15 protein-coding genes are annotated in these 13,340 nt (G+C 32.7%); 8 read left to right on the top strand and 7 right to left on the bottom strand.

Annotated features, from left to right (window positions below; genetic code table 11):
- Positions 1-56: 56 nt before the first annotated feature.
- Positions 57-575, bottom strand: a complete 519-nt coding sequence (locus NEF87_RS21870) for a MaoC/PaaZ C-terminal domain-containing protein (RefSeq protein ID WP_457917495.1) — start codon at positions 573-575, stop codon at positions 57-59.
- Positions 576-1,076, bottom strand: a complete 501-nt coding sequence (locus tag NEF87_RS21865) for an FAS1-like dehydratase domain-containing protein (RefSeq protein WP_371803655.1) — start codon at positions 1,074-1,076, stop codon at positions 576-578.
- 286 nt (positions 1,077-1,362) lie between these two features.
- Between NEF87_RS21865 and NEF87_RS21860 the strand changes: the two genes are divergently transcribed.
- The 3 genes from NEF87_RS21860 (at position 1,363) to NEF87_RS21850 (ending at position 4,403) form a co-directional block, all read left to right on the top strand.
- Positions 1,363-2,721, top strand: coding sequence for an aminotransferase class I/II-fold pyridoxal phosphate-dependent enzyme (locus NEF87_RS21860; RefSeq protein WP_457917494.1), 1,359 nt, complete (start codon positions 1,363-1,365; stop codon positions 2,719-2,721).
- A gap of 132 nt (positions 2,722-2,853) precedes the next feature.
- Complete coding sequence (locus NEF87_RS21855) at positions 2,854-3,672, top strand: hypothetical protein (protein ID WP_457917493.1); 819 nt, start codon at positions 2,854-2,856, stop codon at positions 3,670-3,672.
- A 47-nt stretch (positions 3,673-3,719) separates the two neighbouring features.
- A complete protein-coding gene (locus NEF87_RS21850; RefSeq protein WP_457917492.1) occupies positions 3,720-4,403 on the top strand; it encodes a hypothetical protein in 684 nt (227 codons plus the stop codon).
- A 45-nt stretch (positions 4,404-4,448) separates the two neighbouring features.
- On the opposite strand, the gene NEF87_RS21845 is transcribed toward NEF87_RS21850, so the two are convergent.
- Positions 4,449-4,826, bottom strand: coding sequence for a hypothetical protein (locus NEF87_RS21845; protein ID WP_371803651.1), 378 nt, complete (start codon positions 4,824-4,826; stop codon positions 4,449-4,451).
- 227 nt (positions 4,827-5,053) lie between these two features.
- Between NEF87_RS21845 and NEF87_RS21840 the strand changes: the two genes are divergently transcribed.
- Genes NEF87_RS21840 through NEF87_RS21830 form a run of 3 tightly spaced genes read left to right on the top strand, consistent with a single transcriptional unit; the run spans position 5,054 to position 7,206 of the window.
- Positions 5,054-5,590 carry an FtsX-like permease family protein gene (locus NEF87_RS21840; protein ID WP_371803650.1) on the top strand — a complete coding sequence of 179 codons (537 nt, stop codon included), beginning with the start codon at positions 5,054-5,056 and terminating at the stop codon, positions 5,588-5,590.
- A 13-nt stretch (positions 5,591-5,603) separates the two neighbouring features.
- Entirely contained in the window at positions 5,604-6,284 is a 681-nt protein-coding gene (locus NEF87_RS21835) for an ABC transporter ATP-binding protein (RefSeq protein WP_371803649.1), read from the top strand.
- A 37-nt stretch (positions 6,285-6,321) separates the two neighbouring features.
- Complete coding sequence (locus tag NEF87_RS21830; RefSeq protein WP_371803648.1) at positions 6,322-7,206, top strand: class I SAM-dependent methyltransferase; 885 nt, start codon at positions 6,322-6,324, stop codon at positions 7,204-7,206.
- A gap of 496 nt (positions 7,207-7,702) precedes the next feature.
- Here NEF87_RS21830 and NEF87_RS21825 read toward each other — a convergent pair whose 3' ends face one another.
- On the bottom strand, positions 7,703-8,212 hold the full coding sequence (locus tag NEF87_RS21825) for a GtrA family protein (protein ID WP_371803647.1): 510 nt from the start codon (positions 8,210-8,212) through the stop codon (positions 7,703-7,705).
- A 92-nt stretch (positions 8,213-8,304) separates the two neighbouring features.
- Here NEF87_RS21825 and NEF87_RS21820 point away from each other — a divergent pair, with 92 nt between their 5' ends.
- A complete protein-coding gene (locus tag NEF87_RS21820) occupies positions 8,305-8,931 on the top strand; it encodes an EMC3/TMCO1 family protein (protein ID WP_457917491.1) in 627 nt (208 codons plus the stop codon).
- Between the two features lie 28 nt (positions 8,932-8,959).
- Here the strand turns inward: NEF87_RS21820 and NEF87_RS21815 are convergent, their stop codons facing one another.
- Positions 8,960-10,024 carry a radical SAM protein gene (locus NEF87_RS21815; RefSeq protein WP_371803645.1) on the bottom strand — a complete coding sequence of 355 codons (1,065 nt, stop codon included), beginning with the start codon at positions 10,022-10,024 and terminating at the stop codon, positions 8,960-8,962.
- A gap of 142 nt (positions 10,025-10,166) precedes the next feature.
- Between NEF87_RS21815 and NEF87_RS21810 the strand changes: the two genes are divergently transcribed.
- Positions 10,167-10,898 carry a DUF120 domain-containing protein gene (locus NEF87_RS21810; protein ID WP_457917490.1) on the top strand — a complete coding sequence of 244 codons (732 nt, stop codon included), beginning with the start codon at positions 10,167-10,169 and terminating at the stop codon, positions 10,896-10,898.
- A gap of 264 nt (positions 10,899-11,162) precedes the next feature.
- Here the strand turns inward: NEF87_RS21810 and NEF87_RS21805 are convergent, their stop codons facing one another.
- Together NEF87_RS21805 and NEF87_RS21800 are read right to left on the bottom strand one after the other, a co-directional pair.
- Positions 11,163-12,170 carry a glycosyltransferase gene (locus NEF87_RS21805; protein WP_457917489.1) on the bottom strand — a complete coding sequence of 336 codons (1,008 nt, stop codon included), beginning with the start codon at positions 12,168-12,170 and terminating at the stop codon, positions 11,163-11,165.
- A 70-nt stretch (positions 12,171-12,240) separates the two neighbouring features.
- The gene (locus NEF87_RS21800) at positions 12,241-13,293 is read right to left on the bottom strand and encodes a Gfo/Idh/MocA family protein (protein WP_371803642.1); all 1,053 of its coding nucleotides are present in this window, start codon (positions 13,291-13,293) and stop codon (positions 12,241-12,243) included.
- Positions 13,294-13,340 lie beyond the last annotated feature (47 nt).

The following is a 13,340-nucleotide window of genomic DNA, read 5'->3' as shown; positions in this document are numbered from 1 at the left end:
TATTCTACTAATTATCCAAATCCAAAAAAAATACAAAAAAAGGAGAAATTTTCCATTTAAGATAACCGAATTTTTGCCCATGCCTTATTTGCAAGCCATTCTCGGTAAGTTAATGTACCTTCAGATGTTTCTTCAGTTTTTATTCCCGCTTTTTCCTTTTCACTTACCCAACCGCGTTCTTCACCTTCATATACTTTAATCACTTGGCCATCTTTTTCCAATTTTAGGGGCATTTTTGAATTTTGAGTGATTTTAAAGGAAACAACATTATTTTCAATGGATTCAACTTCAATGATTGCAATTAACCAATCACCTGGTCGAACCATTCCTCGCATTTCACATCCTACGGTCATGATTTCCCCATTATTCTCCAGAGCTAAATCACTCACATATTTGTTCACCATTCCAAAACTCAACATACCATGAGCAATCACACCATTTAATCCAACCTTGATGGCAAAATCTTCATTAGTATGTACAGGATTAGAATCGCCTGAGGCTTTAGCATATTTTATGAGTTGTTCTCGTGTAATAGGCTCTTCAACCTTTGTAATTATTTGTCCGACTTCAAACATTTAATATCCCCCCTTTCTCATCAACCCTTTAAGGGTCGTTTTGCAGAAAGTTTTAGTTTTTTCCTGATTGGTGGTAGTAAACAACATTTCTACCCACAGCTTATCTCCTTTGATTTCCAATTTTCGAATTTCTCCAGTAGAAACCACTTTCTTATCCGCTGCTGTCAAAGGATCACACCCATCATAATCATAAATTTGAGCGGTGTGCAACAATTTTCCAATATTTTTGATTAATTTTTCCCCGTTTTTATCCACAACTTCAGGTAAACTCATTAAAACACCAGGAACGGTGTAGGTTGCAGCAAATGCAGGATGAGCTACGATTTTTGAATAATCGGCTTTCACACCTTCTTCTTTTGGTGGTTCGACATAATATTTGGGATTCAAATCACCGATTGCTTCCGCATAAGCAGAGAGTTTTTTCCCTTTGATCCGATATTTATCTGGACCAATTTTCATACCAACAAACTGTTGGAAGTATTCATTATTTCGTTCTGACATATTTTTTCTCACTTCATTGAAGGATAGTAAAAATACTCATCTAAGAAGTTTTTAAAAGTTTTGTTAAGACTTTTCAAAAAAATAAAGAATTTCATTCTAGAAAAAGAATTATCAAAGGGAAAAAATGTTCTAAAATCAGCTTGAGTAAAAATTTTTCCAGTTAAAATTTGGTTTTATTACTGAATGGAGAAATGTGAATTACAACATGTTGTGGAAATTTCGGAAAATGAAAGGTTTTTCTACATTGCGAGTATATTTTTCTTAGGTTTTTATTATGGAATTTGAGATGCTAAAAAAAACCCCCATTTTTGAGAGTCTATCTTCTGTGGGAAAACGGATTTTCCAGCCCAATGGAATATTCTATTGGACGGGAAGGGCAAAAAACGAAGCTGAAATCAATGCAACGATTGGGACTGCAGTAGGACCAGAATTAGATATTATTCCAAATGGAAGAAAGAAGGCACTTCCCTATTATCTTCCAGAATTAAAGAATTTTATTAACATTGACCCCGAAAGACTCACTTCGTATGCACCAATTGCAGGAATTCCACCTTTTCGAGAATTATGGAAAAAATGGATAATTTTTAAAGGAAAGCAAGAAGCTAATATGCCTTCAGGTCCAATTGATGCATCATCCAATATAACGACTCCAGTTGTGTGCAATGGCATTACAAATGCAATTTATATAACCAGCCGCATGTTTCTCGAACCTGGTGAAAGTATTATATGTCCAAATAAGCGATGGGGGAATTATAATTCCGTTTTAACGATGCAAAATGAACTTAAAATTGAATCCTTCCAATTTTTCAAGAATGCCCAATTCAATTTAGAAGGCATGATGAATACACTAAATAATGTATCTAAAATACAAAATCGAATGGTTCTCATCCTTAATTTTCCAAATAACCCCACCGGATACTGTCCAACTCCAGATGAAATTCAGGCAATTGTTAAAGCCTTAACACAGTTTTGCCAAACCCATCAGAAGACCATTGTTGTTTTGTGTGATGATGCTTACGAAGGCTATACATTCAGTGAAAAGGTGGCAGGGAATTCAATTTTCTATGAGTTACTAAATCAGCATGAATTGCTGATTCCACTGAAATTAGATGGCACTTCCAAAGAAATGTTAATGTATGGAGGAAGAATTGCTGGTATAACTTTGGGAATCCATCCTTCATGGATAAAGGAAGAAGGTGATTTCGATCAATTCAATACGGAATGGATAAACAAAGTTCAGGGAATGGTTAGATCTACAATTAGTAATTCAAATCATTTTTGTCAAGAAATACTCGTTGATATGATGAAAGATGGTTTTGAAGGGATTGTTTCAAGCCGAAAGAAAGTCATAGACATTTTAGATGAACGATACAAGGGCACAGTAGCATCCTTTGAAAAATATAATCATACAAAAATGACCATGGATCCTGCCGGAGGAGGCTTTTTTGTATTCCTAAATATTGAAGGAATCCCTGCCGATAAGTTTGCAGATCACTTGCTAGTCAAGTACAAAGTCGGAACTTTTCCAATTGTAAACCCAAAAGAAAAGATAAACGGAATCCGTGTCGCATTCTGTTCCATCCCAATTGACCAAATCGATGATTGTTTCCATAAAATCCAACTTGCTTTAATAGATTTTAACTAATCATTTAATTTTTATTCCCATCTTTTTTAACTAACTACTCTGGTTATTTTAGCTTCACCAAAAAGTTATAATGTTGAAAATCCAATATTCCTCAAGGAAAAATAACCAAATTATAAATTTGAAGGATTTTATATGAGCGAAGAGAAAGAAGATACTTCTATCGACAAATTAAACCAAACTATAACAAAGGATGTTTCTAAATTAAATCAGCAACTTAATCAGCTTGAAGAAATATCTGAAAGAGAAAACGAACAAAATCTTCCCAAAATACAACAAGAATGGACAAATGCGGTGGATTCCACAAAAAAAATGTTTGGAAAATGGCAAAATGACTGGAAAACCGCTCATGAAGCAAATATAGCGAAGATTAAAGAAAAACAAACTGAAACTAAAACCCGCCAGGAAATCCGAAAAAAAAAGCGGTTAGAAAACAAACAAAAAATTAATGAAAAAGTGGAAAATTTTTTCAAATCGCAACAAACATTATTTGAAGACAAAATTCGGCAACTGGAAAACCAATTCAAGGAAGAACAAGCTAAAATCAAACAAAAGAACTTGGATCGGCAGCAAAAACTTCAAGATCAAAAAGAAAATAGAATTAACCAACGAGAAAAACGAAAGGAAGAAAATCAACAAGCACGCGATTTGAGAAAAAATCTTCGTGAACAAAATATTCAACAAAAACAAGAGAAGCAACTTGAAAAAAAACGTCAAAAACTGGAATACAAAATTCAATCTCGGGAAATGCGTCAAGAATCTTGGGATAAATTTGCAAAACGGCAGCAAAAACGAACACGAAGGTTTTTAAAATTTCAAAATCGTCTCTGGTGGAAAGGATATTTTACATTTATGGCATGGATTCTCATGATCCTTATTGTAATTGTGGGAATAGGGTTTATCTTAAACTATGTTGGAATTAATGTCACCGATTTATTAAATCAAGGGACGTAGATAAAAAATATTTTTTAGAATAATTGCTAAAAAGAGAGAAAAGCAACATGGATAAAGAACCACCAAAGAAGAGGACGCTCGAAAAATTTGGCGATGATTTTAAGAACAGTCTGGTAAAATTCCAAAAGGATTTCAATACATTATTTAAATTACCAATTAAGGAAAAAGACACAAGAGAGAATCGAAGTTCAGAAGAACTGTTGGAATTAAATGAACAAACACAAGTTACAGGAGAAAAATCTGCTGAATTTCAAACGGATATCCAAAAAAAATGGGAAACATTTATTTCAAAAAGCAATTTGGATTTTAAAGCCTTAGAAGAGTCTTGGATACAATCTATGGATCAGATGAAGGCTAAAAATGAAGAAAGGCGAAATTTGAGGAAAAATCGAAGAGAAGCATGGAAAAAAAGGCAGAAAGAAGAGAGAGAAAAAATCCGTGCATTTTTCCAAGCTCAAAACCAGCAAATAGAGTCAACTTTTCAAAATATGGAAAAAAATATACAGGATCGAAAAATCCAAAATCGAGATAAAATGTATCAGAATCTCGATAATATGCAAAAAAGATGGGATAAAGTCATGGACAAGCAGCAAAAATTTATCGAAAATAGCTTCTCTTCGGTCAATTCGTTCGGATGGAAACAATCTATGAAAATCTTGCTCATTGTTGTCCCAATTTTGGTAATTTTGATAATTATTTTTAGTTTGATGAAACCTTTTCTCCCTATTTGAAATATGGAAAAATGAGCTGAAAAACTATAAAAAATGGGAAAATAATTACAATTTCCGAGAAAAGGATTGAACATTGAACAACGCATCACGCGGACCTTTGCTAGGATCAATATAGGCAACAATAGAACCATTGTCTCCGATAGCAACAATAATATGTCCTTTTTGGGCAACATTGGTGGCAATAATCCTTTCAGGAGTAAATTCAATTATCATATACCCCACTTCCATAATTTTAATTTTCCCTGGATTTTTCCCATCTGGTTTTTGAGCCTCTGCGATTATGGAATTAATTTCATCAATTTCTTGTTGAAGATCCCAATTTTCCGTTTGATAAAGCAAATTTCCAGTTGTGTCGATCACTGCACCCCCAAGTACTGCGGGTTCAGCATCTAGCAATTCAAAAATAAATTCTTCATAATCCATAAATATAGATTGACCCACGAATATTATAAATCTTCGTTTCTCTAAGCTAAGAACGGAAAATCAAACATCTTTGATTTGTGATGGGCTTTGAACCCAAATATTTTAGAATTTTTCTACCAAAAAAGATGAGATCTATCCTTCATTTTGATATCGTGAATACCGAGGGACAAAATTATATAGGATGAAGGGAATATTAGGATTATACGAAAATTATAGGTCGAAAAAAAATGGGACTACGTTTAGTTGGAAAATCAATAAAAATGGCAATGCGAAGCAGAATGCGGTTCATCATCTTTACGTTAATGTATACCGTCCTTATGCTTTGGAACGCATGGAATTTGCAAAGTTTCACCCTCCCCTCTGAAGTGGAGGGAAATGTCCTTTTATTAGCAATTTCTATCGGGTCAACTGTCGTTTTAGCAATCTTGTATGCGTGGATAGTTATAAATTATCGAAAACGCGAAATTGCTACGTTGAAATGTATAGGATATACAAATGGAAATATTAGAACTTTGATTGTAGGAGAATTAGTATGGGTTACCACAATGTCTTTCATTATTGTGGCGGAGTTATTGATCCATATAACGGGATTTACAGCATTTATCAATTTAACAACCGGAAATCCAACAGAACCAATTTTACGATTATTACCAATTGTAATATCCTTTGCAATGTTCTTAATCTCTCAAGTTTTAGGAATATTGGTAATGTACTCGAAAATCTTGAAATTAAGGCCAATAGTTGCCTTAAGGGTATTAAAATAAGGAGGAATCACAAATGCCAGAAGTAATGATAAAATTAGAAAATGTTCAGAAAGAATTCCGCCTTCGCGGAAATATTATTCGCGCATTAGCCGATGTAAATATTGAAATCAATGCCGGAGAATTTGTAATCATTATGGGTCCTACCGGATGTGGAAAAACCACCATGCTCAATGTAATGAGCGGTTTAGATCTTCCTGATGATGGATCAATAGTCCTAGATGGAGAAAAAATTGATAGGGCTTCTGAAGAACGCCTAAGCAATATTCGGCGACGTAAAATTGGATTTGTTTTCCAAGATTTTAATCTTATTGAAAATTTAACAGCGATTGAAAATATTGAAGCAGTGCTATGGCCCGGAGTTTTACGATCGAAAGAAATTGAAGATCGAGCAATTAACGCACTCCGCAAAGTGGATCTTCTTGATCGGAAAGATAATCTCCCTAAAGAATTATCCGGTGGAGAAAAACAACGAACCGCAATCGCAAGAGCAATAATTCATAAACCGCGTGTGTTATTTGCTGATGAACCTACGGGAAATTTAGATGCTGCAGCAGCTCAACAAATTATGGAATTATTAAAATCGTTGAACAAAGAAATGGGCACAACCATGTGTATTGTGACCCATGATAAAGGATTAGTTAAATACGGTACCCGTCTTGTTGAAATGGAACATGGACGAGTTGTAAAATCCTAATTTTTTTAATAATTTTAATTACAACTGTGAAATAATTATGAGTATAAAGAAATTAATTTGGAAAACCTTTAACAAACTTGGATTAAAAATTGAAAGAATAAATAAGGTTGATAATTCATATCTGCCAATCTATAAAAGGTTATATAAAGAAGAAGCACTAAAAGAAAAAAGATTTTATAATGTAGGAGCAGGAGAGTTTTCACATCCATATTGGACGAATATCGATAAACATAGCGATTGGTATTCAAAAGCTCAACAAACTAATTCATTCTTAGAATATGACCTTTTTTCTCTAGAAAAATTACCAATCCAGGATGATTCAGCTGAAGTAATCTATTCAAGTCACGTTGTTGAACATATTTCAGATGAAGCTGCCCAAAACTTATTTAATGAATCATATCGAATATTGAAAGAAGGAGGAATATTTAGATTTACAACTCCAAATACAGATCTTGGATATCGTGCAGTTAAAAATAATGATAGAGATTATTATTATTGTATCAGTGATTATAGTACAAAGGAAACAATGGAAAGAGTAAGATTGAACAAACCGATGAGTGAAGCGTCAATCGAACAAATTTTCCTGTTTGAATTCGCTTCACAATTATCTGAAATAGCAGATATTGAATCACCAAGAAGAATTTCCGATGAAGAATTTAATAAAATTTTTGAGGAAAAATCCTATGAAGAAGCTTTAAATTATATTACATCAATGTGCTCTAAAGAAATCCAAGGAAAATATCCAGGTTTTCATATTAATTGGTGGAATAAAGAAAAATCTTTCAGAATGTTAAAAAAAGCCGGTTTTTCAAAAATTTATCTATCTGCTTGGGGTCAAAGTTTTTCACCTATTTTAAGAGAAACGAGATTATTTGACAAAACTCATCCAAAAATATCGATATATGTTGAGGCAATCAAATAATTCATTGTTATTTCAAAAAATTCTTTTTTTTCATTTCATTCAGTCTATAAGGTTATAATTTTTTCTCAGTTTTAGACATATTTTCCTTATTTAACCAAAAAAAAATGATGTTATTGGATCGATGACTCTCCACAATTCCACATATTCTTATTTTTAATATATTAAGAAATGAAGGTTCTTTTATATTACTTTCATTTATTAGGGACAATTAAGCCAAGTGAGCCTATTTTTAGAGCACTACTTTTACTTAATTAATTTGCCATAAATTCCGACAATTTTTCTTTGTGTATCTTGAGATGAATTATAACCTTAGGAGTTATTTCATTACATTTTCTTCTCCCTAATATCTCTGATTAATGTTTTTAATCGATTTTTTATTTCAATTAACCTTCAGAAGAAAGAAGCGAGAAATAATTGGAAAAACAGAAATTATTCAAGTTGGATCACTAAAAATTTAAATCAAAAAGCAAATAAATCCTTTATTTCTGATAACTACCTATGATTGGTCATTAAACACAAATCTCTTATCAAGAAAGAATTTTGTGATATAGCCACACGTAAGCGCAATGCCAATTCGCAGATTCAGAGCCCAAATAGTAACAATTCCTAAAATAAATTGGATTCCGAGGTTTTCGAGAGTTGTTAATACTGCAAGCAGTAAATAGACGGAAAATTCTTTGCTAGTCTGTTTTAGGGTCGTGTCTGTTTTTTTAAACACAAATAATTTGTCTAAAACAAACTTGATCACATAGGTTATTCCAACAGCGAAAATTGACCCAATTAATTCTGGAATATTATAGGGGTTTGTTGAGAGGATGATGTTTTTAAAGAAATCTCTATCACCTAGTTTAAGGTCCACAAAGGGGAATATGATTTGCTCAAATAAATTCTGAACTAATATATTTAGAATAATCATTGCAATCGCAAAAGAAAAGTAAAGAATTGCTTGTTTTATGATTTCGGGAAATTTATCCTTCGGTGGAGGGTCATCAAAACTCTCTTCCATATTATCTTTGAATAAACCTAAAAACCATTAATTTGTTGTCACGAAATTCTAAAAATTCATATCTTTTTTCTCATTACACTATGTGAGAACATATGTTTTTACAAACTGACCCCACAATAGCCCCACCTAATGTTATTTGGACGATCGCTGGAATATGTATAGCCATGTCACTTTTCTCCCAATGGTTCTCAAAGCGATTTTCAGTATCACGAGAACAACAGATGGAAACACAGAGACGAACTCAAGAACTACAAGCTCGCATGAAGGAAGCTCGCGGAGATCAAGAAGCTATGATGCGAATGAATCAAGAAATGATGGAATTAATGAAAGGAATGTATAAAACACAATTGATCCCGATGCTTATTAGATCAGTGATCTGGTTCGGATTATGGGGTTTGTTAAACTTATTTTTCGGAGATTATGATGAGTATTTACCTTTCAACTTTGTTATGGGAAGGAAACTCTTTTCCTTGTACATTTTCGTCTCTTTATGCTTCTCTGTAGTTTTAGTAGGAGGAAAAATGATTGCCAGAAAACTCAATCCTGAAAAACATGCAAAGCAAGAAGTGATTGTGGACCATATTAATGCTCTAGATACAAAAATTATGTATGCTTCAGAAAATCCTCAAAATCATCCACCCCAACAAGAGTATACTTCATCAAGTTCATATTTCGAGGAACCACCCAAAAAAGATTGGAAGAAACGCTTAGACGAATAATTTATGCTTTTTTTAGATTACACTATTTTTAAAAAAGATTGCCATTGAAAAATGCTTTAATATATTTTTCATACAAAGTTGGCCAGCGTGTTGGGATTGAGGTTGCTATGGCACACCCCAAACGACACCCTTTACAAAAAGGAAAAGCATCTTTGAGATCCATGATTTTTTTGGCTTCATATGAATAATAGGCCTCATAAAGAGAATGTTTTTTCACATCAACTTTTAAAATGGGATGAATTTTGCAGGGAACAATCCACTCACCACGATAATTTATAACTAAGAATGATCGAGCAGTGACACAGTGTAATAGTTTTTGATTTCCAAAACCTCCTGCTTCAATGATATTTGCGGTGACTGAATCGGTAATTAAATTGGGATATATTTTATTCAAGCGACGAATTTCATTTGCATAAGTGGGGATGTTTGGTATAAAACCTTCGATTTCATCCACAATATGAGCAGTATCTTGTTCTCGGATGATATTTTCACAGGGAAGCATCTCAATCATAGCCCCTAAGTCATGAGCGAATTTACACATCTCTTCCATTTTGTTCAAATTTTCTTTGGTAATCACTGTAGAAATCTGGGCCGCTTTTCCTTCTAAGACCAAAGCCCGAATTCCTTTAACTGTTTTATCAAAAATTTTGATTCCGCGGTATTTATCATGATTTTCGGCATCTGGCCAATCGAGTGATACCATTACCCACTCAATATCGTTAATTTTTCCAGATTTCACCAACTCATATAATGTAAAACCATTTGTGGCAATGGTGGGCATCATCCCTTTTGATTTAACATATGAAATTAATTCAGGGAGATCGTTTCGTAAAGTTGGCTCTCCACCGGTAAAATTTACAACTTGAACCCCGAGTTTTTCTAATTCATCAATAATGTGTTTTACTTCAGATGTCGACATTTCTTGTTGGATTTCTTTTTGAAAATCTCTTTGCCAAATTGAACAAAAGACACATCGGGCATTACATCGCAAGGTTAATTCGATTTGTGCATTTAAAGGTTTATAGACTTGATTAAAACTGAAATTGTTGAGAGCAAAATTCTTAGCAAAGCGAAAGTAGTTTAATCGAGCCATGATCATTCCAATATTTAGCTTTGATTAAACAAAAATGCCATTTCTTTTCAAATTAATGATGAATATTGACAAAAAAAATGTGATAGATTCTTACTCAAAAATGAGTTATTTTATGTGGAATGAAAATATATTGATAGTATTGATGTCGGATAGAAATGAAAATTCAAGTAATTATGTACCAGACGAACGTTTCGTAGGAGAGAAAGAATGGTTTTTTCTTTTATGGATTTCCTACCACAAAATGCAGAATAATGGGACGATTTCAACTCCAGATTTATGCAAAATTCTTCCAATTAGTCAACAAACAATTTCTAGAAGAATTTTAGAATTAGAAGAAAAAAAATTAATAATTCGCAATTTTGAAGGTCGTGGTGGTGAATTAGAACTCACAACTGAAGGATATGCTCAACTGAATAATATCTATGAGCAATTAAAAATAATCAGTCTCAAAGCTTCAAATGAAACCACATATTGTGGAACATTGTTATCTGGAATGGGGGAAGGTGCCCACTATATTAAACACCCTCAATACTTAGAACAATTTTATAAAAAAATTGGTTTTTTTCCATATTTTGGAACATTGAATCTAAAGCTTAGCCCCACAATGGATAATTTACTTCAAAATTATATTAATAATTATCCCACTATAATCATCGACGGATTCGTGGGTGAATCGAGAACATACGGTGAAGTTAAATGTGTGAAAGTCCAGATGTGGCCGAGAAATAATGTTCACAATCAAGTAAGCGGGGCACTTTTAAAGATCCAAAGAACTTCCCATAAATCCCATATTCTAGAATTTATCTCGGAACAATATCTCCGTGATTTTTTCAAAATTGAAGATGGAAGTAAAATTTGTTTCAAATTTATTTAATTTGTGTTTTAGAAGGAAATAAATTCGAAAACTTCATTATTTTTGTTAAAATTCACCAAGAGCAATTCTGTGCAACAATATACTCCGAACCAGAATTTGGATCCAAAATATTGGAAAATTCACACAAAAAGAGTCTAATTCGGGATTAAGGCGTGCGATTTAATCCAAAGAGAGCAAAGAAAAAGAGAATGAAATGCAAAAAAATGTCGTAATCAATTTGACATCTCAGGAAAAAACATAAATTTAGAATTCAAATTTTAGTTTTCAAATTCTCCATTGATATCTGTGCTTTTTTGAAATTAACTCTATTGATGCAATAATTACAATTAAATTTTTAATTAACATGAAGATAAATGACTTGAATAGAAATTTCAGGTCAGATTTCTCGCAATACATCCTTAGAAAACTTGACACCCAAGATTTTACCATAATTATTGTCCAAAATGATATAAGAGATATAAAAAAATAGATATTTTGGACAAAAAGACAATTAATAATTAATAACAGTGGGATGATCAAAATCATGCTCCAGCTAAATATAAAATTTAAACCCATCAAAAATTTTGATTTATCATTACGTTGTAAAGATTTTAGGTACAAAATTCTATACCACCGAGATTTTTGTAACAAAAACTTTTTAGGATTCTCGCTAAAGATATCCGTGTAAATCAAGATGGATTTATCAAAGTAAATTGGCTCATTCAGCGCATTGATTTGTTCTACTATTGCAGGATCAGTTCCGATTTGGACAGTTTCATCAAATTTATGGAATTTCCCATAAAAGAAATCTTTTCTCATTGAATAACAAGCCCCATAAATAAAATTAACGATTTCACCTTTTTGAGAATGTTCTTTATTCCACATCTTGGTGTAACCCACTTCAACGAGATTTTGAGTTTTCTGCAAAGGCAGACATCTCCCAGTTACAATATTTTTCTTTGGATTTGAATAGTTAAGTGCAAATTTTGACAAAAAATCGATTGGTATCTCAGAATCGATATCTGAAAAAACAATAACATCCCCGATTTTAGATGAGTCTTGTAATGCATCATTATAAGATCTCAATTTGTTCGGGACTTTTTGGGGGATAATAGTAAGTTTATCCCACTGTATTTTTTTTGCTTTTTTGATATATGTATCTTCTCCCCCAAGTATTAGTATAAGATTAAAATTTTGATAATCCTGCTTCTTAAACTTGGCAATAGTATTCATAATGCCTTTTCCTCCGTTCCAACTAGGGATCAACACACTAATTTTTAAACCAGTTTCCAAAGTTATTTTAAATCACCATTATTTCTGTTTTTTTTTTTGCTAAGTGTTGGGGGCGGGTTTTTCAATATAATTATTTTTTTTCTCCGAAAATTTCAGATATTTTGACTTCTCTATTGTTTTCATGGGATTTAATGGCAGCCAATAATATACTCATTGTCCAAAGATTATCAAAAATAGAAGTTGGATGTTCTTGCCCAGTTCGAATAGAATGAACAAATTTTTCAACCGTATCTGCCCATCCAGGAGGGTAGGTGGATTCATTGTCAATATCAGCAATATTTTCCCCCAACTCCATTTTTTCCCCATCTTTCGTATAAATGTATGGAGGATCGTTCTTCGTATTAACTAAAGTACCTTCAGACCCATACATGGTAAATCGAGAATGACCGGAAGTAGTGGGGCCAGCTATCGACTCTTGATTTGCAGTAAGATGCCAAACAGTCCCACTTTCAAAATTTACATCCATAAGTAATGATGAATATCCAAGTATTTTTGAATGTGGTGGTCGAATAAACCGCGCTGAAACTGATATTGGCTTTTGAGATAAATAATATCTCATTGAATCAATAATATGAATATACCAATTAAAAATACTAATGTAAGAATGTTGTTTACGCCACCAACGTTTAAAATGATAATTATTTTGATTAAAAATTGAGTTGACCAAAAAAATATCACCAATCCGATTCTGAGTTATTGAATCATGAATAGATAAAATTCTTGGGTTCCAACGATATTGTTGGTTAACAGCCGTGATAATTTTCTTTTCTCTCGCCAGTTCAGCAGCCTTCTTAATATGTAAAAATTGATTGAGATCGACACATAAAGGTTTTTCAGTTAAAACATGAATTCCGTGTTCGATAGCTTCAATAATATAGCGAGAGTGATATTGTGGTGGAGTTAATATGAAAACCGCATCGATTTTATGATTTGCAAAAACAGCATCTAAATTGGAATATTTTTTAACATTCTGAAGATCAAAATCATTTAACTTCTTAAATTCATCAGGATTTGGATCAGCGATAGCAATTAATTCTATATCAGAGTTTTTTGAAAAAACTTCCAACCATCGGGGAGCAATATGCCCACATCCACACATTGCGATTTTGATTGTATTAGACATTTTTAGTAATCATTTCTTCTATTTTATTCAATTTTAATACTACATTT

The organism is Candidatus Lokiarchaeum ossiferum (genome assembly GCA_025839675.1).
Lineage (GTDB): Archaea > Asgardarchaeota > Lokiarchaeia > Sigyniarchaeales > Promethearchaeaceae > Lokiarchaeum > Lokiarchaeum ossiferum.
The sequence above is the reverse complement of the archived record's forward strand: the minus strand, read 5'-3'. Positions and strand labels throughout refer to the sequence as shown.